The following is a 22,522-nucleotide window of genomic DNA, read 5'->3' on the forward strand; positions in this document are numbered from 1 at the left end:
ATTCCTACTCTTTCGTTCGATCAATGGCAAGGGCCATCGTCTTATCGGTGAGATGCGCATAAATTTGTGTCGTTTCGGGTGAGGCATGGCCCAATTGCTCTTGTGTTTTATAAATATCGTTACGGAGATAATAGTCCGTTGCGAACGAATGTCTTAATTTATGAACAGATAAGTACGGCTTGCCGAAACGCTTGGCATATTTAATAACCATCTCCTGAATCGCACGCTTCGTCATCCTCGCACCTTCGTTTTTGCCATTGGCGATCGCCAAAAACAAAGCCTTCTCACGTTTCTGAGCTTTATATCTCGTCTCACGCAGCTGTAAATACGCTTGCAAATCTTCTACCGCTTCTTGGCGAAAATAGACCGGCGTCTTAAAGTTATCGTCGTTGCGTCCTTTGCGGTACACATGAGCAAGCTTCTTCTTCACGTCTAAATCGTCCACATTCAAATTAACGAGCTCCGACACGCGAAGCCCTGAGTGCAGGATGAAGCTGATTATGCACGCATCTCTTGTTTTGTTCAGCTCATAGGAGTAGAGTGCTTGCTTATTAGAGGCAATATCCGTCTCGTATTGCTGCTGCACATAGTACATAAACTCCGATATTTCTTCTTCTTGCAACAGCTTTCCTTCTAGCTTGGCAGCTGTATCCTTCGGCTTATGTGTCCGCTTGATCGTTACTTTGGCCATTACATTCCGTTTCAATAACGGGTAGAACTGCTCGTCCTCGGCAATTTGGCTTAAGTAATGGAACAAGGAGCGAAGGGAGGACAGCTTGCGTGAGATCGTCGTCTTGCTGTTACGCTCTTCCTTATAGGTAGACAGGAACATCCGATAGCCGTCGATGCTGTCCATATGAAGCTGTTCCAGCTCGAGCAGTGTTACTTGCTTGACATCACTTGCCGAGGACAAGCCTTCAGCCATCAACCATCTCAGGAAAGTATCATAGTCTCGGATGTATTCAAGCAACGAGGAGGGGGACAGGTCCGGTAGCTTATAGTTGATAAACTTTTCGATGAACCAGGGCATAGTGAGAATTTTTTTGTCGAGCTCCAGCCGGTCTTTTTGCTTAATGATATTCATTCGTCTGCACCTCATTGTTAATGTTTCTAAATATTAATGATATTAAGTTTACATAATTATATTTATGTATTAATTTAAGGGTTATACGTTCAGATCTCATCATAAACAAACGATCGAATCTCCTATATTGTAGCAATCACATGGCCAAGTCACAACGAGAACCGTAAAAATTAAATAGGGTCAGCATTCGTTATTGGCATGTATTGACAAGCGAAAAGCAATGGGATATTATGTTGTTAACGAAATGACTGACTGTCAGTCAGTTGACGGAAATGTGGGGTTATTGGATGAAACAGGATCGACGCAATGAGATACTTGTAGCTGCACGAGAAGTTTTAGCCGAGGACGGATTAGAAGCAACCAAAGTTTCAAAAATAGTAAAACGAGCAGGAGTGGCACAGGGAACCTTTTACTTGTACTTTCCCTCCAAAACTTCCGTGATCACTGCTCTCGCGCAAGAAATGCTTGAAAGTGTTTTGGTCGCGGTCCGGAGGGAAACAGAGGGGTTACAGACCTTTGAAGAAGTTGTTTCGAGAGGGATTTCAGCAGCCTGCTATCAAATGGGGGAATACCGCGATGTTTTCGCGATTCTCAACAATGGTGGAGGAGTTGTGGAGGACCCGTTAGAGTGGGAAAAGTTATTTGAACCCTTTTACCTCTTAATTGAACAAATGCTTTCTCAACGGCAAAGCATGGGTGAAGTGGATCCATTAATTAACCCAAGTCTGGCAGGAAGATTTGTCGTGTCGATGGTGGAGCAAGCAGTAGAAGACTGTTATATATATCGTACCGATATTTCAGTTGAAGACTATATAGCAAATGTCACTCACTTTGTTAAAAAAGCACTAAGAGCAAATTAGAAATAAGTTTGTTTACGGTGAAGAGGAGGTCAAATTCGCCTTTCCATAAGGTATTGAAAATACAATAAGAGAGGAACTTTGAGATGAAGCGAAGTATACGGAGCAAACTTGTAGAGTATATCTTATTAATGAGAGGTACAAAACAACGTTATTCAGACAAAGCGAAGTTTGTGAAATTCCTCGAACAAAAGCGAATCGAGAATGCAAAACCATATATTTTGCCTAGAAGAATCCAACAGAAAATGGATATTGTTATGGAACATCAGTATGGTAAGGATTGTTATATATTAAAAGGAAAACAAGAAGCCAATGAAAAAATTATTTTATATTTACATGGTGGAGGTTATGTAAATCAGCCTCTAGGTGCACATTGGAAATTCATACGTACATTATCAGATCTGAGCAATGCCACCTTTGTTGTACCTGTCTACCCAAAAGTCCCTCATCACCAGTATCATGATTCGTACGCTCAAGTACTCCCCATTTATGAAATGCTATTAATGAAAACCTCTCCGCAAAATATTATTTTGATGGGAGATTCGGCAGGCGGTGGATTTGCGCTAGCATTAGCTCAACTGTTAAAGGAAAAAGATCTACCGCAACCGAGTCGGATCATATTGCTCTCTCCATGGTTAGATATCACATTGTCCAATCCAGATATTCAGAAATTCGAGATAAATGATGCTATGTTAGGTTCATACGGACTCGCCATCATCGGCGAACTATATGCGGGCGACACAGACCCAAATCACTATCTTCTAAGCCCAATAAACGGTGATATACAAGGGTTGGGGGAAATTTCCTTATTTATTGGAACTCATGAACTGCTGTTAGCTGACGCTCGAAAGTTTAGAGACCGAGCCAATAAGGAAGGCATCAAGATCAATTACAACGAATATCCAAAAATGAACCATGTCTTTCCTGCATTGCCGATTCCAGAAGCCCAAAAAGCAATCAAACACATCATTGATTTGATCTCTTGAAATAAGTAACGGCTTTTTTAATCTAGACGAATGACCGCTAATTTAAATTAGCGGTCATTTTTAATTAACGTTTCAGATGTTTGCCTAAACCGTTGGGGCTCTAAGGTTATGCGTTCATAAACGACGTGAAATTATATCAGTAAATGAGAAAAATGAAAACTAGTAAATATATGTAATTTCTAGATTTAGGTTACATTTAATCAAGAGCTTATGCTACACTCGTAAAAACCAACGGCCGATGATCGTTTTACACGATTTGAACGATAAACGATTCGGTGAAAAAGGAGGATATTCATAACGATGAATAAACGATTGATTAACTATAGTATGGCATTATTGATCGGTATTATGCTCGTTCTAGCGATACCAACAGCGCATGCGAATGCGGCTGCTCCGGCAACATTAAAGTACGGAAGCACAGGTCCTGACGTACCGGACTTGCAATACCGACTGAAAACATTAGGTTATTTCGACAGCTCGATTACGATGTTTTTTGGCGATGATACGTATGATGCATTGATGAAATTCCAGAAGGACTACAGCATTGCGGTGGATGGCATTGCCGGCAAACAAACGTGGGAGACGCTGAAAAAGGTATCCGTCAATCAGAAGGAGCTTGATCTGCTTGCTCGAATCATTTATGCAGAATCGCGCGGAGAGCCTTATAAAGGCCAGATCGCAGTCGGAGCTGTCGTGATGAACCGTGTTGCCGCTTCGGGCTTCCCGAATACGGTTCAAGGCGTAATCGAACAGCCAGGCGCTTTCACTGCCGTTGATGATGGGCAATATTATATGAAGCCGGATTCGACGGCATATAAAGCCGCATTGGAAGCGATTCGCGGCAACGACCCGACTAATGGCGCTTTGTACTACTTTAACCCGGATACCGCTACATCGAAGTGGATCTGGTCGAGACAACAGACACTGAAGATTGGCCGCCATATTTTCGCAGTTTAAAATGAACAGCGTTTAGAGATTAATAATCTCTAGACGCTGTTTTTCTGTTCGGCAACTCATAATAACGACATAAACATAATTATGTAAACAAACTTGAATAGCAATTCTCAAGGTTCGCAATTTTGGTTGAATCGGTTATAATGAAAGTAACTCTCGTTTTGAAATTAAGTGATTTTACAACCATTATTCGGAGGTGCTTCTAACAATGAAAGTAGAAATATGGTCGGATTATGTATGTCCGTTCTGTTATATTGGCAAAAGAAGATTCGAAATGGCATTAAGCAAGTTCGAGCATAAAGAGAAAATCGAAGTCGTATACCGCAGCTTCGAGCTTGATCCAGGCGCAGATGCGAATTCAGGCGTTAGCACGCTTGAAATGCTTTCCAAAAAATACGGCATGTCGATTCAACAAGCAAAAGCGAATACGGAGAATGTCGCGCAACAAGCAGCAGAAGTCGGTCTCACATTCAACTTTGACGGTCAAGTCGTTACCAATACGTTCGATTCCCATCGTCTGATGCATTTCGCTGCTTCGCAAGGCAAAGACAAAGAACTCTCGGAGCGACTATTCAAAGCACACTTCACAGACAATGACAACGTCGGCAACCGTGAGACACTGGCTCAGCTTGCGGGAGAAGTGGGGCTTGATGCAGCAGCTGCGGCTCAAATACTCGCGTCTAACGACTATTCGGACGCCGTGCGCGGTGAAGAAGACGAAGGCAGTACGCTAGGCATACGAGGCGTTCCGTTCTACGTATTCGACCGTAAATATGCAGTATCCGGAGCGCAATCTCCTGAAACCTTCCTGAGTACTTTGATCAAAGCTTGGGAGGAAAAACATCCGACGCTCGTTCAAGTTGATGGCGATGATGATGTATTATGTACGGATGGTGTATGTGCGCCAGACGCTAAACGCTCGTAATGGACAGAATCGATCCTATTGAATCAGACCATAACAACAGCAAATGTCAAATAAAGCGGACGGCGATAGTGAGCCGTCTGTTTTTTGACTGCGCAGAAATGAATTGTGATGGAAGGGTAAGCAAAGTACCATTGCAGAAGCTCGCCTCGGGCATCCAAGTCGGCGATACAATCGAATGGTCGGGACGAATGTGGGTATTAGCGAAGAGGGCAGAGGACGGAAGCAGCGATCAATAATCATAAATTGATCGCCGTCAAGATTTGTTTTGCTGCGATATTCAACTTATAATAGGGAACGTGCTTGTTAAATGGTTTGGGGGGAATAATACGTGAGTGCAGAGCAACAGCGCTTGCTTGTCTTCGCCGGATCCTATTCGGAGGCCGAAGAAAGCGGAGTCTACGTGTATGCTTTTGATGAAGAAGCCGGACAATTAACGCTATTAAACGAATACGCTGGATTAAAAAATCCAACATTCGTTCAAGTGGATGCAGAACACAATCGATTGTATGCCATTTCCGAGACATCGACGGAGGATGGCCGTAAGGTCGGGGAAGCGGCAGCATTCGCCATTGACGGAGCAGCAGGCAAGCTAGCCTTGCTTAACCGTGCTGTAACGGTCGACTCAACGACATGTCATATTCAGTTGGATGCTTCAAAAAGATTTGCCACAGTTACGAGCTATCATGGCGGAATGATCGGTTTACATGCTATAACCGCAGATGGACTTATCGGAGAGAAATTAGACGTAGCACAGCATACAGGCAGCAGTGTTCATCCAGAGCGCCAAGACCGACCGCATCCGCATTCCTCGTTCTATAGCCCGGACGGACGTTATTTGCTCGTTCAAGATTTAGGCTTGGACAAAATTGTCACTTACAAGGTAGACAAGGAAGCTGGTAAACTGATTGTTGTAGCGGAAGCAGCGCTTCATCCTGGAGCAGGACCTCGTCATCTGACGTTCCATCCGAACGGCAGCTACGCGTATGTCATTAATGAGGTAGATTCAACCGTAACCGCATTTGCCTATGATGCTCAATCGGGACAGTTATCGACGATTCAGACGGTATCGACATTGCCTGAAGGCTTCGAAGGCGACAATTCCTGTGCCGAAATTACAATTAGCAATGACGGTAAATATGTGTATGGCTCCAACCGTGGTCATGACAGTATCGTTGTTTATGCGGTAGACGAGCAATCGGGCAAGCTGACGACGATCCAGCATATTTCCGTTCAAGGCGGACATCCGCGTCATTTTGCATTAACACCAAGTGGACGTTACCTGCTCGCTGCGAATCGCGATACGAACAATATTGCGACGTTCGCTGTAGATCAAGCTAACGGGGAGCTTACGTTCACAGGAAATAACGTATCGGTATCCAAGCCGGTATGCGTTCAACCGGTATATATAACCGTATAGAGAGCATTGAAAAGAAAAAGGGGAATACACAAGCGTGACTACTAGCGATGAAGCAAAACCGAAGCTTAAACCGACGAAAATATGGAAATGCAAAAACAGCGACTGCAAAGCATGGGTAAGAGATGAGTTCGCATCTGCGACTGAGCAGGCGTGCCCAATCTGCAAAGGACCAATGCTTCGAAGCATGAGACATCTGCCAGCCGTTCAGAACAAAGCGAAGCCGCAGCCGCGCAAGCCTAAATCCGACTTTTAAATTATTTATAACAGTAAAGCAAGCCCAGCCCCTTACATCAAGGCGGCTGGGCTTTAACGTTCTCAGTGCTACCAATCTGTGGTAGGATAAAGTTATTCTTCGAAAAATAAGGACGGTACAACGTCATGTTATTTTATTTTGCCGCGCTGCTGCTGGCTGCCATTATTGTATGGATTAACAATCGCAGCAGCGAATCAAGCCGCTGGGCGTCGTTTTTCCTATTTTTCGCTGCAATTGGCGGTACTACAGATTGGCTTATTAGTCATAATGCTCTAAATGCAGCTAGACTTGTTCAGCTATTAAACTATACGATTACTCCGTATGGCGTTCTTATATTCAGCTTATTGTATGCGGACAAGCTTCGTACGGGGAGAGGCAATCGAAGGGCGAAGCTATTGCTGCTTATTCCATCGGCTATTATGGCTATTCTAGAATATAGCTTGCCAAATCGCAGTGTTTTTTTTATCGTACTGCTCCTATGCAGCGCACCTTATTATTTAATGACCTGTTACTTGCTCATTACGTCGTTCTGGCAAGAAACAGATGCTCGCATGAAACGAAATCGCTTCATCTCGATGTTGATCATCGTGCCGCCCTTGCTTGGCGTTCTTATCTTTATCTACGTTGCTAAAGTGATCTATCCATCCTTTGATTTCTTTCAATACATTTCGGTATTTATGATCTATTCCTTCGCACTGGCGCTGCTTTGTACGTTTCTGTACGGAGTGCTTGGCGTCAGGCTTAAGTTCGAGCAAGACCCGCTTCAAAGCACGATGCAGGCGGTCAGCTCCGGTACGGCGCTGCTTAATCATTCCATTAAGAACGAGATTGGCAAAATCGCCATAAGCACCGAAAATTTGAAAAGCATCTACACCGGCGATAGCGTAGCCAGCGAGCAATCACAGCAGCATATGCAAATTATCGAAAATGCAACCGAGCATATGCTGGGCATCGTATCGCGCATTCACAATCAAATGAGGACGATCGAGCTTCAGGAGCAATCGACCCGGCTCGATAAGCTGATGGAGCAATGTATCGTACATCACAGCGGTCTTTTCCAAAAATATGATGTGGAAGTTGCAAGCCGTTATGAGGTTAAGCCGGTCATTGTATGCGATCCGTTCCACTTGGCTGAATCGATCAGCAACGTGTTAACGAATGCATGTGAAGCAATGGCTGCGGATGGTAAAGGAAATATAAACATTAAGATAGAGGCTGTCAAACGCGCAGTCGTGCTTACGATTCAAGATAGCGGGAAAGGCATTCCGCCGGAGCAGCTGAACCGAGTATTCGATCCGTTCTACAGCAGCGGCAAATCAGGCAAAAACTTCGGTCTTGGCTTATCGTATGTCTACAATGTGATGGCGAAAAGCGGCGGAAGCGTGAAGCTTGCGAACGGGGAGAGAGGCGGACTTGCCGTATCGTTTTATTTTCCCCGCCATAAAGTAGTCCGAATAGGTTAAGAGTCAGGCTAAGCAGAACGCGCGCGCCAGGAGGGTGCTAAGATGAATCATATTAAGGTGTACGTCGTGGAAGATGATCCGGATTGGATTAAAGCGATCACTTCCTATCTGAACCGAGAACAGGATATTCTCGTTGTTGGTGCAGCCACGAATGCCGATGACGCGGTACGAGGAGCGCAGACGACGCAGATCGATATTATATTAATGGATATACAGCTGGCTGGCAGCAGACTTGACGGCATTCAGACCGCGATGGAATTGCACGGATTGACGTCGGCGAAGATTATTATGTTAACGTCATTAAATGATGAGAATTCGATGACGAGAGCTTTCACCGCCGGAGCGATTCAATATTTGGAGAAAACCCAGTTCAAGGAGCTGCCCCAGACGATTCGGAATGCCCATCTCTACCCAGCCCCAATGGAGGCGCTGCTTAAGGAGTTCGCCAGACTCAAACGTGAAGAGCAGCTTAAAGACTTAACTCCGGCCGAGCGAGAAGTGTTCGAGCTTATTGAAACCGGGCATACGCAGAGCCAAATCGAGCAGAAGCTGTATAAAGCGGAAAGCACGCTCAAAAATCAGGTAAACAAAATGCTCAAAAAGTTTGGTGTCAAAAGCAGCAAGGAAGCGATCGAGAAAGTGAAGAAACGTGGTCTAATGGATGAATCAGACGGCAATAAAAATTAAGGGGTACTACAAATCGTAGTACCCCTTTGTCGATCGTACTACAAAAGTTAGGTCTGCCCTGAGAGGCAGGGTCAGCATTAAAATAGAAGCAAGCAGAGAGGATTGAACACGATGAGCGAAAAAAAACAGAAGCAACCAATGATCATGCTCGTTGATGGGCATTGTCACCTATGCAACGGCATCACGAAGTTCGTCATCAAGCGCGACAAAGAGGCTATGTTCCAATTCGCCTCGCTTCAATCGCAGATCGGACAGCGGCTGCTTGCAGAGGGCGGTCTTCCGCTCCACGACCTGGATACGTTCGTATTCATCCGCGGCGGACGTTATTATACGAAGTCGGGAGCCGCGTTGAGAGTGCTTAGCCAGTTGAACGGCCTATGGCCGCTGCTCTATCCGTTCATTATCGTACCTGCGCCAATTCGGAATGTCGTGTATAGCTTCATCGCCAGCAATCGCTATCGTTGGTTTGGCAGATCGGAAAGCTGTCTGCTGCCGAATGCAGCCTTGCGCGAGCGGTTTATCGATGATCCACTTATAAACAATGACAAGGAGTGAACGTTGTGAAGCGGAAGCCGATCTACGTAGAGCTGAATATTGAAGCGCCGTTGGAAGAACTGTGGGTTCATACGCAGCAGCCCGAGCTGCACCAGCAATGGGATTTGCGATTTACTGAAATTAACTATTTGCCCCGTGAACAAGAAGAGGCAGAACAACATTTTCAATATCGTACGCGAATTGGCTTTGGTCTGCAGATTGAAGGGACGGGAATAACGACGAGTAAAGAGAAAGCAGGGAAAGACGGGAAAGAAACTCGTGTATCGACGCTTTCCTTCCGCTCGGAACAGCCTGTGTCTCTGATCAGCCAAGGCGGGGGATATTGGAGCTACAAACCTGAAGGGGATGGCATCGTCAAGTTCATTAATTTCTATGACTATCAAACCCGCTTCGGCCTTCTAGGCAAGCTATTCGATACCGCCGTGTTCAGACCGCTGTTCGGCTTCGCGACGGCTTGGAGCTTCGATCGTCTGCGGATATGGCTGGAGCATCGTATTCCGCCGTCCGTCACCGCGGGCAGAGCTCTTGTCCATTATACGAGTGTCATTACGTTAGTATCGCTTTGGTTTTATATGGGCCTTATTCCTAAGCTAATCTATACAGAGACAAGCGGAGAGTTCGATATTATGCAGCATACGGGTATGTTCGGAGGCTTCGAAATGCCGATGATTCGTTTGCTCGGAATACTCGAGCTATTCCTTGGTTTAGCCGCTGCAATCGGTCATCGTTCCGCATGGTCTTTCATACTACAAGCTGCATTATTGCTTCTGTAACGGTTCCGATCTGCATCGTCTATCCCGAAATGCTGCACTCCCCATTTAACCCCGTTACCATGTCACTGCCCATGCTTGCTTGCTGCTTCGCAGCCTACAAGACACGAAACCTCCTTCCAAGCGCAGCCAGATGTATTAGAAAACCGCCTGCAACACGTAAGTCGGGAAGGGGGAAAGTCCATGAAGTCCATCTATGAGCAAGCGCTTGGAGCCGACTTTGGCAAGCTTCACCCGCGCATCCAGCAGCGGTTCGGGTTCAGCAGCCGCGATCGTAAGGCGTCGATCGGACACGGCGTTATGAAACAAATCTGGTACTCCAAGTGGGCGCTGCTGCCGTTATTTCTAGGCACGTTCCGCCATATTATGTTTCCGAATGGCGGGCGCAACATTCCGTTCACGATAGAGAACTACGCATATGTCGATCCTTCGGGCAGAGAGACGGTAACATGGATCCGCAAGTTCGAATTCCCGCGAATCGTTAGACATTTTGATGCGACAATGGTATTCAGCAAGCGCCGTCAAGCAATCGTTGATTATCTAGGCAACAAGCAGCATTTAGCGGTCGATCTTGAGCTGTCGGTCGCACCTAACGGCGGACTGCGCATATGCTCCGGTGAACAGCGTTTTTATGAGGGAAAGCTGCAATTTATTTTCCCGAGTCTGCTAACGGGCTTCGCCGACGTATGCGAATGGTATGATGACGAGTTGGCTTGCTATCGAATTACGGTACAGGTACGCAACAAGCTGCTTGGGACGGTGTTCCGTTACGAGGGTACATTCCAGGCTTCATTCATCGCCACGGACGAGGAAGCCATTCCAATCGGTATTAAACCGCTTCGCAGCGAAAGCCGCGAATAACCGCTCTCTCATAATCCTTTTTTGTCATGCTCCTAGTAAACGTTGTATAATGGCAATAGACTACACAGAATAGGGCCTCAGCACTCGCAAGCTGTCAGCCATTGTTATTTACGAATGGAGCATATTACTAATGAAGAGGTTCAAGAAGTTCTATATCGAGACAACGAGCATTTGCAATCTTTCTTGCACGTTCTGCCCGCCAACGCAGCGCGCGAAAGGTTTCTTGCAAGTGGAAGATTTCAAGAAGACGCTCGATCAAATAAAACCGCATACCGACTATATTTATTTCCATGTGAAGGGCGAACCGCTGCTTCATCCGAAGATCGAGGAGCTGCTCGATATTAGCCATGAGAAGGGCTTCAAGGTTAATATTACGACGAACGGTACGCTCATTAAGAAAGCCAAGCCTAAGATTATAAACAAGCCGGCATTGCGCCAAATGAATTTCTCGCTTCATAGCTTCGACGGCCATCCCGGATCAACCGATAAAGAAGGTTATCTCGCAGAAATATTAAGTTTTGTGAAGGAAGCGGTAGCGAGTAGCAACATTATCATCTCGTTCCGTCTGTGGAATCTCGACATGGATAATGAAACCAATCTGCAGAAGATGCGCAATCGCGAGCTGCTTGCGATGATTGAGAAGGCGTTCGATCTGGATTATAGGATCGACGAGCAGTTCATCCCAGGCACGGGAGTGAAGATCGCTGAACGGATATATTTGAACCAGGATCCCGAGTTCGATTGGCCGGATTTGAATGCGCCTGAGGACGATGGGAAAGGGTTCTGTTATGCGCTCCGCAATCAAGCTGGCGTTCTGATCGACGGAACGGTTATTCCTTGCTGTCTTGACGGCGAAGGGGTCATTAATCTGGGCAACATTCACGATGGGCATTTCTCTGACATCGTGGAGGGAGAGCGCGCAACGAAGCTGTATGAAGGCTTCTCGCGTCGTGAGGCTGTAGAGGAGCTGTGCCGTAAGTGCGGCTATCGCAAGCGGTTCGGATAATAGAGAGATGAGAAGATAGGAGAATGCGTGCATCATGGATTTCATAATGATTATCAAAGCGATTATTTTAGGAATTGTAGAAGGGCTTACGGAGTTTGCTCCTGTATCCTCCACCGGACATATGGTCATCGTCGATGACATGTGGCTTCATTCCGAGGCGTTTTTAACGAAATATGTGGCGAATACGTTCAAGATTGTCATTCAGCTAGGCTCGATCCTGGCTGTTCTTATTATTTTCAGTGAACGATTCATTGAGATGCTCGGCTTGCGCAGAGGGAAGAGAGATGAGAACGGGGGAGAGCAGGGCGGTCGCCGTCTGAAGTTGGGCCATGTCATTACCGGGCTTATTCCTGCAGGCGTGCTTGGCTTGCTGTTCGACGATTACATTGATGAGCATCTGTTCTCCATCCGAACCGTGCTTGTAGGACTGGTCATTGGCGCCGTATTCATGATTATCGCAGACAAATTCGGACCTAAGCGTCCGAAGGTCGAGACGGTCGATCAAATTACGTACAAGCAGGCGTTCAGCGTAGGACTTATACAATGTATCTCGTTATGGCCGGGTTTCTCGCGTTCCGGTTCGACGATTTCCGGCGGCGTCTTACTCGGACTAAGCCATCGCGCGGCGGCGGACTTCACGTTCATAATGGCCGTTCCGATCATGGCGGGTGCGAGCCTTCTGTCGCTTGCTAAGAATTGGGAGTACTTCACGCTCGATTATCTGCCATACTTTATTGCTGGTTTTATTGCGGCGTTCGTATTCGCGTTGATCTCGATCCGCTTCTTCTTGAAGCTCATTAATCGGATCAAACTCGTCCCGTTTGCGGTTTACCGTATCGTGCTCGCTGCGATTATTTATATCGTTTATTTCTAAAACAGGTTTGATGGCATGAGAAAAGTGGCGGTTACGGGAATCAGTTCCTGTAACCGCCACTTTTCGGATTATCATTTGGGCTTGCCGATTCCAAGCTGTTGAGCTGAATAGATGCCGGAGCGGCCCGAGCATAGGTAACTGATGATGCAGCCGATGAACAAGTAGATCGCGCCCTCGCCGCCGAACAGTTCAATGCCCATAATGAAGCAGGCGAGCGGTGTATTGACTGCTCCGCTGAATACGGATACGAAGCCGATAGCAGCGAGAAAAGGGACGGACAGCTGCAGCAGCGCAGCAAGCGAACTGCCCAGTGTCGAGCCGATTACGAATAATGGCGTAACCTCGCCGCCTTGGAAACCCGCGCCAAGCGTAACGGCAGTAAATACGGTTTTCCATATAAAAGCGAGCGGTGATGCAGCTTCCGCGAACGATTGCTGCATGAGCGGGATGCCAAGACCGATGTACGCTCTCGATCCTGCTACATAGACCAAACCAATGATGATGAAGCCGCCAATGAAGCTGCGGAGAGCCGCATGCTTGAACAGCTTTCCGAACCAAGCTTTCGTCGCTTGTGTCAGTTTGATGAAAGTTAATGCCATTAATCCAAACAAAATCGAAGCGATGACAACTTTTAAAAGCACCATTGGCTGTAGGTCAGGTACCTCCCCCATTGCATAATGAACATGTGCAACTCCCCATGCGGTGGTGATGAGATGGCCTGTGTAGCTCGCAATAAAACAAGGAAGCAGCGCTTCATAGCTCAGCAATCCGATCGCGAGCACTTCAAGACCGAACACCGTGCCGGATAGAGGCGTACCGAAAATGGAACCGAAGCCGGCGCCGATTCCGCAGATTAAAACAATTTTGCGGTCCGGCGCTTGCAGTCGAAACCGTTTGCCGACCCACTCCGCCAAGCTGCCGCCCATCTGGACAGCCGTTCCTTCTCTGCCGGCGGAGCCGCCGAACAGATGCGTCGTCCACGTTCCTATCAATACAAACGGAACCATACGCAAGGGAACGATGCCGTCGCCTTTGTGAATTTGCTCCAAAACAAGATTATTTCCTTTGCCTGACTCGCCGCCATATTTCATATATAGATAGCTAATCGCAGCACCGCCGAACGGCAACAGCCACAATAGCCAGCCATGACTTAGTCTCGTATCCGTGACATACTCTAAGCCATATAGAAATAATGACGAAGCAGAACCGGCAAGCACCCCGACAATGCCGGCGATCAAAACCCATTTAAGCATATATACAGCAACGCCTAGAGGGGTGAAACGATTAATCGCGTATTGTATTTTAGTTCGAATAGAGGACAAAGGAATATACTCCTAGCACAATTATTTGTGAGAACCTGTACATTCTCGCAGCTATCTGCTATTATACACCGACATGTCCAAATCGAATATGGTATAGTTAGAACAGTCCTTTGCTAAGGCTGATCGACAGCCATATCGCATGGTACGCATTAACAGCCAAATAGAGGAGAAACGTGACCGAAATTGAAGCGTGAATCCGTCTATAAGGCTTCAAACGCGGATAGAGGAACAGTAAAAGGAGGGGCAGCAGCAGCTTAATGCCGTAATAGCTGAGCCGATTCGTTTCGTAAATATGTTTGACTAGCGGGTTAAGCTCTTCAATGAGCTGAAGCCGCAAGCCTACATCCGTAAATATCGCATCCGTTATGCTGCACACAAGCAGTCCAATGAACATCATGCGAGTTGATTTACCGGTCGAAACGTTCATTGTTTATCCTCCTTGCCCTAATATTCGCAATAACATTTTTATTATTATCGTCCAAGTGCAGCGACTACCATCCTAAGATGGATGGTAGCGAGCTGCAGTATGGAGTAAATGATCAACTATACAAGCAGCCATTGGAGACAAGTAGAAGTGAATAATTACCCTTTCGAATTTAACCCCAAAGAGCCTTACATTCAGCAGGCAAGCGACTGGATTGCCGATGTTTTCTACGAGAAGCTGCCCGAAGCCGGCTTTGAAGTGCGCGATGAACAAATCTATATGGCGTTTCAGCTGGAGAGAGCGTATGCGGATAAAAAAACGATTTTCGCAGAGGCTGGCGTAGGAACAGGCAAAACATTCGTTTACTTGTTATATGCGCTCAGTTATGCGCGTTATACGAGAAAACCGGCTATTATCGCTTGCGCCGACGAATCGCTCATCGAGCAGTTGCTGAAGCCGGAAGGCGATATTGCCAAGCTTTCTCGTCATCTCGGTCTAACGATCGATGCTAGAATGGCGAAGTCGCAGGATCAATATTTATGCCTGAATAAGCTGGATGATGCGCGAAGTGATTTTGACGGCGAAGCCGAGCTTTATGATGACATATTCCGCAAGCTGCCATCGTTCGTCTACAAGCCGGAAACGATGCAGTCGTTCCATCCGTACGGCAATCGCAAGGAATATCCGGAGTTAAACGATTCGCAATGGGGCAAGGTCGGCTGGGATGTGTTCCAGGATTGCCTCGTTTGCGATCGAAGACATCGCTGCGGACAGACGTTGTCCCGCGATGACTATCGCAAAGCGGCCGATCTTATCATCTGTTCCCATGACTTCTATATGGAGCATATATGGACCTTTGAGGCGCGCAAGCGCGAAGGACAGCTGCCGCTGCTTCCAGCGCATAGCTCAGTCGTATTCGATGAAGGACATTTACTTGAAACGGCTGCACAGCAGGCGCTAACGTACAAGTTGAACCATCATGTATTCGAAAGTATCATTACAAGATTGCTGCAGGATGATATTCGGGAATCGTTAGCCTATGCGATTGAGAACGCGCTAACCCAGAGCGAGCACCTGTTTTCCCTGATTGAACGTAACAGCCGCAGCGTGCAGGCGTCGAATCGCAAGCAGATCATTTGGAACGCCGAGCTGCTGCAACAGGTGAACCGGTTCCAAGATATGATGTCCGAGATCGAAGAAGAGCTCGTTTTTGAAAGCGGCCTATTCACGATCGACGAATATCAATTGAAAATCGTTGAGGAGCATATCGAGATGCTCCAATTCGCTTTGTCGCTGTACAAGCGGCAGGAGCAGCCGATTAGCTGGGTTACGACAGATAAGGAAGGCATCTCGCTCGTCATTATGCCGAAGTGGGTGAAGGAAGTGCTGCAAGAGCAAGTGTTCGGCCTTCAAATGCCGATCGTTTTCTCGTCGGCTACACTGTCCGTAGATGGTTCTTTCGACTACATGACTCAAATCTTAGGCATTGAAGATCCGTTATCGTTTTCCGTTGCATCGCCTTACGAATATGCCGAGCAAATGGATGTATTCATACAAGGCATGGATACGGAGATTGACTTCGACAGCAAAGTAGAACGCACTCTTAGGCAGTTAGGCGAAGCCAAGGGAGGTTCGTTAATTTTGTTCCCTTCAATGGACCAGCTAGAGCGCTTCAAACAATCCGTGCAAGATGGTGGAAGTCACAGCTGCGAGTATCCGTTCCTTTACGAAGGCTCGGCTGAGATTAGCCATCTCATCGCCCAGTTCCAGCAGCAGACCGAAAGCATCCTATGTGCGGTTACGCTATGGGAAGGACTCGATATACCCGGTGATTCTTTGTCGAAAGTCATAATCTGGGATTTGCCGTTCCCTCCGAACGATCCTGTCTTCGATGCACGTCGGGAAGATGCGGTTAATCCGTTCGACGAGGTGGATATGCCCTACATGCTGCTTCGCTTAAGACAAGGAATTGGCAGACTGATTCGCACCCGCGAAGACAGCGGCTCTATTGTCATCTTCGGCGACATGCTCGCTAGCGAGCATGTACGCGAGCAAGTCAAGCATGTATTGCCGGCAGGCGTGAACACGCAAACGATCTAAATAACCAAGCCCCTTTTCTCGTTTCGGAATCTTCCGGATAGGATCAGGGGTTTTTCTCTATTGCAGTCGATCTCGTTAAAAAAGTATACTCCGCAAGTGGTATGCCCGCTACAATTCGGATGAAGAACGGAGTCATACGGTAACCTGTTACGTTCCTATTCTTTCAACACCTATATAGGGCTATTCGAAGGCGGAAAGCCTTCCTTTTTTTCGAGAAAATAATTGCGTGAAATACATATTTCATGCAATTTGCATTGTAAGGCACTTTTTCGGTATGATATGAGCAGTTATAGAGCTTATTTCGGAATGAAAATGCGAATTTTGACGGAGGTTAAGTAACACTTGGTACATACACAGCATGAGCTGCTTGATAGCTACAGCGATGAATTGGACTTGTTCTCGATTTGGATGAAAAATAACGGGATGACGAAAGCGACGCAGCGTGCTTACTTGAGCGATACGACTCAGTTCCTTCATTCGGCTTATCCGTCTAAAGTGAACCTGCTAACAAAGATGGATGTGATGAGGTTCATGTCAACCTGCCGCGAGAATGGAGCGGGCGACGAAGCTCGCAACAGAAAGCTGTCTGCTCTGCGGGCGTTCTTCAAAGCGCTCATCGAATTAGAGCAGCTTGAAGCTAACCCTGCCGCGCTTATCGCCAAATCCAAGCAGGAGAAAAACAAAATCCCTTCTTACCTTGAGGCAGGTGAGCTGGAAGCTTTCATACAGAAGCTAGGCGGCAAGCATTATGGCCGCAATCTATGCATCGTGCTGCTCATGGCCTATGCCGGCTTGCGAGTTGGCGAGGTTCACCGCATGAATGTACATGATTTCCAGGCGGACGGATCGATCCATATACTCGGCAAAGGACGCAAATGGCGAGTAATTCCGCTTCCTCAATCGCTCCAAGACGTCATGCGGCAAGCGATCGAGGAGAGAGCAGAGGCGAAGCAGGGCAAGGAGCAGCCGATGTTCGTCTCGCAATTCGGCAGACGGCTGTCAGTGCGGATGATTCAGACCGTAGCCGACGATGCGTTCAAGCAGCTCAAGGCAGATATGCCTTCGCTAGCGCCGAAGCGCATGTCCAGTCATAAGCTTCGGCATTCGTTCGCTACTATGCAGATTCGCAGCGGCACGGATATTCGAACATTGCAGGAGCTGTTAGGCCACGCGAGCATTGAAACGACGCAAATCTATACGCATATCGATAACAAGCAGCTGCAAACGGCAATGAATAACATTGCATCGCAAATTCATATTCCCGCCTATAAAAGAACATAACTATAATTATGTAAACTTAATGACATAAAATAAAAACCGATGCAATAGGCATCGGTTTTTATTTTATAAATCGAGATAACTAATTAATAACATTAATTGATATAAGGCTCGACAATACGTCTAACACGCTCAAGCCCTTCCCACATATCTCCCGGACCGTCATAAATCAGTACATATGCCCCGTCGAACTTCGCTGCTGCCGTAGCTTCAAGGTATTGCACGAAGAGGGGTTCATTCGGAATACCCGCTTCGTCAAAATCGGCTTTCGCATGAATCGACACGCTCAGAGGTGTCGTTCGCGCAATTTCTTCGGCTACTGCAGCTCCCTTATAGTTGCCGAAGTCGGTAATAAAACCGACTTGCTCACCAGCCAAATTCAATAGCTGCTCGCTTGAATGAGCCGTGGAGGTAAGAGCTTTGAAATTTTCGGTAACGACACGTACTCCAATGGGGGCACCATAATCTGCAAGTGTCTTCAATAACTCCGCGGACTGACGAATTGCTTGTTCATTATCCGGTGCTGCTTCGCCGGCAACGATACGAATCTGCTTGGCGCCGCACTCGGAAGCAATATCGATCCATTCACGCATCAGTTGCAAATCGGCTGTACGGCGAGCAGATTCCTCAGAGGTAAGATCGCCGTAGTCCAGCAGAAGCGTATCGAACGATAATCCTGCTTCCTGGAACGCGGCTCTTAATTGGTGCAAATAAGCGGGACTCGTATCTGGAAAGTGAAAATGGCATACTTCAATTGCTTGATAACCGCGTTCAGCGGCAACTGCTGGAAGTTCTAGCAGCGTATGCACTTGAGGCTGTTCTTGCACTTGGGTTATGTGCTGGCTTTGCTCGGTATCCCATGCTGTCCAGCGAAGAGGTCCGAGCATGCGATGCAAGCTCCATGTACTTACGGATAAATAGGACATTGACTCAACCACCTCATCTAGTATTTTTTTCTAAATATAAGAATGTAAAAAAACTCGCTGCTCATACTGTGCTTATATTTCAACGCGAAACGATAGCTGTGCGACAGCCGTTTACGCTACGAAACATTGAATCTAGCATACCACTTGCAGCCAAAGAATATATGTAGCATTTTTGGCTTTTTCTTATGCGCTTTTCTCAACATACAAAAAGTAATTTTTGGGAAATTAGGATTGACATCTCTCTTTCAACAAAGTACTCTGAACTACAGAGTGGTCTATACGAAAGAGATCGGGGAGGGCTAACGATTGCAATATGTCATTGAACTGGACAACGTACGCAAGCTGTATGGCCGTAAGGTCGCTATACACGGCTTGTCGCTGCAGGTGAAGCAGGGTGAAATTTTCGGGATTGTCGGTCCAAACGGGGCAGGCAAAACAACCTTAATCGAGATCATTGAAGGCTTGCGCAAAGCAGATAGCGGAACAGCGACTGTTCTTGGCCGCAACATTCGTACCGAAGCTTCTGCCGTAAAGCAAAGAATTGGCGTACTGCTGCAATCGACGGCCATTCCCCAAAAGGCGAAGGTGAAAGAAGTCTTCGAGCTGTTCGCCTCATTCTATGACAAAAGAATTGATCTTAAGAAGATCAATTCATTCCTGGAGCTTGAGGATAAGCAGAACGCGTATATAAAATCATTGTCTGGCGGTTGGAAGCAGCGAGTATCGCTGGCGCTTGCGCTCATTAACGATCCGGAGATCGTGTTTCTTGATGAGCCAAGCATGGGCCTTGATCCGAATGCGAGGAAAGAAATGTGGGAAATGATCCATCGTCTGCGAAGCGAGGGACGAACAATTGTCGTAACGACGCACTATATGGAAGAAGCCGAGCATCTCTGTGATCGGATTGCCGTTATCGATAAGGGTCGTATCATCGCCCTCGATACGCCTAGACAACTCATCGCCAAAATAGGCGGAACAAGATCGATTCAATTCCAAAACAATAGCTTTGCTGATATGCAAAAGCTGCAAGCTTTGCCTTATACCACGCATGTGGAAATAACAGAACCGCTCATCAAGCTTCAGACTAATAATATCGATCAAACGTTGAAACATTTGTACGCCTATGCAGCCGAAGGGGATTGGCTCATTAGCGAGCTGAAGCTGGAGGACGCTTCTATGAATGATGTATTCAACCAATTAACTGCAACTGAAAAGGAGACTGCGTCATGATCGCATTCGCTAAGCTCGTCAAGTTCGATATGAAGCTTTACTTGCGTGACTGGTTGACCGTCTTCTGGGTGCTAGTCTATCCGATACTTATGTTAGCCATCTTCGGATCGATATTCGGAAATACGACGAGCGAGCCTGGTGGTCTACGGTATATCGAATCCTACGTGCCCGCTTTATGCGTATTAAATGTCATTTCCGTTTCTGTATTCACGTTAAATATTAACATCATTACACTTCGTGAAGCAGGGATATTGAGACGTTTCCGCGTTAGTCCGGTAAGGAAATCTTCGGTGCTTGCTTCGCATGCGGTGCAAGGTCTATTGCTTGTATTAGCCGGTGCGCTGGAGATTATCGTAGTGGCAAAGCTGTTCTGGAATATTAACATCACGGCATCAGGCTTATTCTTATTGCTGGCTTGCTTGCTATTCGGTTGTATTTGCTTTTTTGGACTTGGCTTTGCAATGTCGGGTCTGGCGAAGACGCCGGGCGCGGCCAGCGGCTTCGCGATGGTCATCTTCTTCCCGATGCTGTTTTTGTCCGGGGTAGGCATGCCAGTTGAGGCGCTTCCAGAATTCATGCAAGCAGCAAGCGGCTGGCTGCCAATGACTCATTTCGTCGAATTGGCGCAAGGGGTGTGGCAAGGCGGCACGCTTGCCGGCTATGGCACTGATCTTCTCATTATGGGCGGATTCGGCATCGTCGTTATTGTTCTTGCTTTAATGTTGTTTAAATGGGAGCATTAATACAACTAGGCATGATTCATCATTCCTTTTGAGGAGGAGTTTGCGTGAGTAAGTTAGAGGGCGAGCGACAACGCGCCTTACAGGATATTGAGTATATTAAGGGACTGCTTGCGAGAAACGAACGCAAGCTTGGGGAAGCATCCCCATTTATGTATGTATGGGGGGCTTACTTGACGGTCGGATTCATAGGCATGCATTTCGACCAGAAAGAATGGCCGATATGGTATTGGGGCATTGCGGCAGTCATTTGCGGTGCGATATCCGGAATAATCGGAAGTAGAATGATGAAGACTCAAAGCTGGGGAGAGGGAGGATTCAGCACCTGGATGTATGTGCTGCCCTTCGCTGCAATGTTTGCCGCAGGCAGCTTTATGCTTTTGACGAATATGATTAACACGGATTACACAGCGCTCTTCTGGACGATACTGATTGCATTATCCTATATCGCGATGGGCTCTATGGCAGGTAAAGGCCCGGTTTACTTAGGGTTATGGTTTATCGTGTTAGCCATCGCAACCAGGCTAATACTGCTGGACTATCAATACATCGTATTAGGTGTGTTTGGCGGGGGAAGCATTATCGTATTCGGATATTTGCTGCAGCAACGGAGGAAGAGGAATGGGTGACAATATTCTTGATGCCATTGACGATACAATCCATGCGAAGGCACGTCTAGGCATTATGAGTTTGCTTACCGTACACGGAGAATGCGATTTCGTATTTCTGCGCAAAGAGCTGAAACTGACGGAGGGCAATCTTGGCAGCCATATCCGCGTGCTGGAAGAAGCCGGCTATATTCAAGTGACGAAATCATTCGAAGGTAAGAAGCCCAAAACGAGTTGTACCGCAACTAAGCTTGGCATAGAACGGTTTCGAGACTATATTGACGGACTTGAGAAAATTATTCGTATGGCGCAATCGGCGGCAAATTTGAACAAATAGCACACAAAAGGCTGACAGGATGCATATTGCAATCCTTGTCAGCCTTTTGTGTTTCGATGTTCTTATTCGCCTGCAGCGGTTGCGAGAACGACTTTTTTCCTCTCTTCACGCTCTTCGGGCAGCATCCTTGGACAGGCGTAGCATTTATCTCCGTCTACCCTGCAATCGTAGAAGCAGCATGCCGACTTCATCATCAGCGGCTTCTCAGGATGCCAAGGATTATCGATGAAACGCGGGGTATGGATGAATGGATTGCGGCTGCGCTTGAACAGCTCGGCTGGCAGCTCCATTAGAATATTAAAATCATGCAAGAACCTCTCAAGTAGTCCCGGGTGTTTGATATAGTCCACGACATAATCGCGAACCTCTAGCGCATGGGTTCCGAACTGCGTCCAGATCATCGCCGTCTTCACATTGCCGGCAGCGGCGATCGCTTCTATGCCCGGAGTAACCGTGTTCTCTATGTATGAGGCCATTTCGTTGAATATAAAAGCTGTTCGCGCTTCTCCTTCTGGTATTTCGACAGTGCGAACTTCGTTGATTCGATAGCCAAGATGAGCATGATCATCATGTTTCTCAAGCTGATAAGTTAAGTTCTCGATAGGAAGGTCAAGCGAGCGGTTATGGAGTACGCCAATAAGCAGCTTCGTAATGGCGAGGTTGAAGAATGACATGCCCATGAACGAGGAAGCCGTTTTCGTTCCGATCGCTTGCACGAAATCGCCCGTGTATTCAACCGCTTGCTTCGCTTGCTCAAGATCGTTGAACGAAGCTGCCGGCAACGAATAGGACGGATGCTCAGCACCTTCAGGTGAGATATGAAAAAAATACTTGATGAGCGAGAAATCCAATTCGGTCGTCATCG

At 47.0% G+C, this 22,522-nt stretch carries 25 protein-coding genes; 20 read left to right on the forward strand and 5 right to left on the reverse strand.

Annotation, left to right across the window (positions count from 1 at the left end; all coding sequences use genetic code 11):
• Window positions 1-4: 4 nt before the first annotated feature.
• Window positions 5-1,084 (reverse strand): tyrosine recombinase XerS, encoded by a 1,080-nt coding sequence (gene xerS / locus AC0YN0_RS14345; RefSeq protein ID WP_475821811.1) that lies wholly within the window; start codon window positions 1,082-1,084, stop codon window positions 5-7.
• Window positions 1,085-1,371: 287 nt separating this feature from the next.
• Between xerS and AC0YN0_RS14350 the strand changes: the two genes are divergently transcribed.
• The 14 genes from AC0YN0_RS14350 (at window position 1,372) to AC0YN0_RS14415 (ending at window position 12,692) form a co-directional block, all read left to right on the forward strand.
• Window positions 1,372-1,944: a TetR/AcrR family transcriptional regulator gene (locus AC0YN0_RS14350; protein WP_475821812.1), complete on the forward strand. Its 573-nt coding sequence runs from the start codon at window positions 1,372-1,374 to the stop codon at window positions 1,942-1,944.
• An 83-nt stretch (window positions 1,945-2,027) separates the two neighbouring features.
• Window positions 2,028-2,927 carry an alpha/beta hydrolase fold domain-containing protein gene (locus tag AC0YN0_RS14355; protein ID WP_475821813.1) on the forward strand — a complete coding sequence of 300 codons (900 nt, stop codon included), beginning with the start codon at window positions 2,028-2,030 and terminating at the stop codon, window positions 2,925-2,927.
• A gap of 300 nt (window positions 2,928-3,227) precedes the next feature.
• Window positions 3,228-3,884 carry a spore cortex-lytic enzyme gene (gene sleB, locus AC0YN0_RS14360; protein ID WP_475821814.1) on the forward strand — a complete coding sequence of 219 codons (657 nt, stop codon included), beginning with the start codon at window positions 3,228-3,230 and terminating at the stop codon, window positions 3,882-3,884.
• 205 nt (window positions 3,885-4,089) lie between these two features.
• The gene (locus AC0YN0_RS14365; protein ID WP_475821815.1) at window positions 4,090-4,806 is read left to right on the forward strand and encodes a DsbA family oxidoreductase; all 717 of its coding nucleotides are present in this window, start codon (window positions 4,090-4,092) and stop codon (window positions 4,804-4,806) included.
• A gap of 68 nt (window positions 4,807-4,874) precedes the next feature.
• Window positions 4,875-5,042: a hypothetical protein gene (locus tag AC0YN0_RS14370; protein WP_475821816.1), complete on the forward strand. Its 168-nt coding sequence runs from the start codon at window positions 4,875-4,877 to the stop codon at window positions 5,040-5,042.
• A 92-nt stretch (window positions 5,043-5,134) separates the two neighbouring features.
• Entirely contained in the window at window positions 5,135-6,223 is a 1,089-nt protein-coding gene (locus tag AC0YN0_RS14375; RefSeq protein WP_475821817.1) for a lactonase family protein, read from the forward strand.
• 34 nt (window positions 6,224-6,257) lie between these two features.
• The gene (locus tag AC0YN0_RS14380) at window positions 6,258-6,476 is read left to right on the forward strand and encodes a cold-inducible protein YdjO-related protein (protein ID WP_337101356.1); all 219 of its coding nucleotides are present in this window, start codon (window positions 6,258-6,260) and stop codon (window positions 6,474-6,476) included.
• Between the two features lie 125 nt (window positions 6,477-6,601).
• On the forward strand, window positions 6,602-7,939 hold the full coding sequence (locus tag AC0YN0_RS14385) for a sensor histidine kinase (RefSeq protein WP_475821818.1): 1,338 nt from the start codon (window positions 6,602-6,604) through the stop codon (window positions 7,937-7,939).
• Window positions 7,940-7,981: 42 nt separating this feature from the next.
• On the forward strand, window positions 7,982-8,626 hold the full coding sequence (locus AC0YN0_RS14390; protein ID WP_475821819.1) for a response regulator: 645 nt from the start codon (window positions 7,982-7,984) through the stop codon (window positions 8,624-8,626).
• Between the two features lie 111 nt (window positions 8,627-8,737).
• Window positions 8,738-9,181, forward strand: coding sequence for a thiol-disulfide oxidoreductase DCC family protein (locus AC0YN0_RS14395; protein ID WP_475821820.1), 444 nt, complete (start codon window positions 8,738-8,740; stop codon window positions 9,179-9,181).
• A gap of 5 nt (window positions 9,182-9,186) precedes the next feature.
• The gene (locus AC0YN0_RS14400) at window positions 9,187-9,954 is read left to right on the forward strand and encodes a DoxX-like family protein (protein ID WP_475821821.1); all 768 of its coding nucleotides are present in this window, start codon (window positions 9,187-9,189) and stop codon (window positions 9,952-9,954) included.
• 180 nt (window positions 9,955-10,134) lie between these two features.
• A complete protein-coding gene (locus AC0YN0_RS14405) occupies window positions 10,135-10,812 on the forward strand; it encodes a DUF4166 domain-containing protein (RefSeq protein WP_475821822.1) in 678 nt (225 codons plus the stop codon).
• A 130-nt stretch (window positions 10,813-10,942) separates the two neighbouring features.
• Window positions 10,943-11,818, forward strand: coding sequence for a radical SAM/SPASM domain-containing protein (locus tag AC0YN0_RS14410; protein ID WP_475821823.1), 876 nt, complete (start codon window positions 10,943-10,945; stop codon window positions 11,816-11,818).
• A 34-nt stretch (window positions 11,819-11,852) separates the two neighbouring features.
• Window positions 11,853-12,692 carry an undecaprenyl-diphosphate phosphatase gene (locus AC0YN0_RS14415; protein ID WP_475821824.1) on the forward strand — a complete coding sequence of 280 codons (840 nt, stop codon included), beginning with the start codon at window positions 11,853-11,855 and terminating at the stop codon, window positions 12,690-12,692.
• Between the two features lie 71 nt (window positions 12,693-12,763).
• Here AC0YN0_RS14415 and AC0YN0_RS14420 read toward each other — a convergent pair whose 3' ends face one another.
• Both AC0YN0_RS14420 and AC0YN0_RS14425 read right to left on the reverse strand, forming a co-directional pair.
• The gene (locus AC0YN0_RS14420; protein WP_475821825.1) at window positions 12,764-13,945 is read right to left on the reverse strand and encodes a voltage-gated chloride channel family protein; all 1,182 of its coding nucleotides are present in this window, start codon (window positions 13,943-13,945) and stop codon (window positions 12,764-12,766) included.
• Window positions 13,946-14,111: 166 nt separating this feature from the next.
• Window positions 14,112-14,441 carry a DUF5658 family protein gene (locus AC0YN0_RS14425; protein ID WP_475821826.1) on the reverse strand — a complete coding sequence of 110 codons (330 nt, stop codon included), beginning with the start codon at window positions 14,439-14,441 and terminating at the stop codon, window positions 14,112-14,114.
• A 147-nt stretch (window positions 14,442-14,588) separates the two neighbouring features.
• On the opposite strand from AC0YN0_RS14425, the gene AC0YN0_RS14430 reads away from it, so the two are divergent.
• On the forward strand, window positions 14,589-16,538 hold the full coding sequence (locus tag AC0YN0_RS14430) for an ATP-dependent DNA helicase (protein ID WP_475821827.1): 1,950 nt from the start codon (window positions 14,589-14,591) through the stop codon (window positions 16,536-16,538).
• Window positions 16,539-16,880: 342 nt separating this feature from the next.
• On the forward strand, window positions 16,881-17,819 hold the full coding sequence (locus tag AC0YN0_RS14435; protein ID WP_475821828.1) for a site-specific integrase: 939 nt from the start codon (window positions 16,881-16,883) through the stop codon (window positions 17,817-17,819).
• Window positions 17,820-17,911: 92 nt separating this feature from the next.
• Here AC0YN0_RS14435 and AC0YN0_RS14440 read toward each other — a convergent pair whose 3' ends face one another.
• Entirely contained in the window at window positions 17,912-18,742 is an 831-nt protein-coding gene (locus AC0YN0_RS14440; protein WP_475821829.1) for a sugar phosphate isomerase/epimerase family protein, read from the reverse strand.
• Between the two features lie 306 nt (window positions 18,743-19,048).
• On the opposite strand from AC0YN0_RS14440, the gene AC0YN0_RS14445 reads away from it, so the two are divergent.
• The 4 genes from AC0YN0_RS14445 to AC0YN0_RS14460 are packed head-to-tail and all read left to right on the forward strand — an operon-like array spanning window position 19,049 to window position 21,657.
• Complete coding sequence (locus tag AC0YN0_RS14445) at window positions 19,049-19,972, forward strand: ABC transporter ATP-binding protein (protein WP_475821830.1); 924 nt, start codon at window positions 19,049-19,051, stop codon at window positions 19,970-19,972.
• Window positions 19,969-20,715, forward strand: coding sequence for an ABC transporter permease (locus AC0YN0_RS14450; RefSeq protein ID WP_475821831.1), 747 nt, complete (start codon window positions 19,969-19,971; stop codon window positions 20,713-20,715). The genes AC0YN0_RS14445 and AC0YN0_RS14450 overlap by 4 nt, the downstream gene beginning before the upstream one ends.
• Window positions 20,716-20,759: 44 nt before the next feature.
• Window positions 20,760-21,341: a hypothetical protein gene (locus AC0YN0_RS14455; protein ID WP_475821832.1), complete on the forward strand. Its 582-nt coding sequence runs from the start codon at window positions 20,760-20,762 to the stop codon at window positions 21,339-21,341.
• On the forward strand, window positions 21,334-21,657 hold the full coding sequence (locus tag AC0YN0_RS14460; protein ID WP_475821833.1) for a winged helix-turn-helix domain-containing protein: 324 nt from the start codon (window positions 21,334-21,336) through the stop codon (window positions 21,655-21,657). Before AC0YN0_RS14455 ends, AC0YN0_RS14460 begins: the two co-directional genes overlap by 8 nt.
• Before the next feature lie 62 nt (window positions 21,658-21,719).
• On the opposite strand, the gene AC0YN0_RS14465 is transcribed toward AC0YN0_RS14460, so the two are convergent.
• Window positions 21,720-22,520: a hypothetical protein gene (locus AC0YN0_RS14465; RefSeq protein ID WP_475821834.1), complete on the reverse strand. Its 801-nt coding sequence runs from the start codon at window positions 22,518-22,520 to the stop codon at window positions 21,720-21,722.
• Window positions 22,521-22,522 lie beyond the last annotated feature (2 nt).

The organism is Paenibacillus sp. J22P218 (assembly GCF_056269195.1).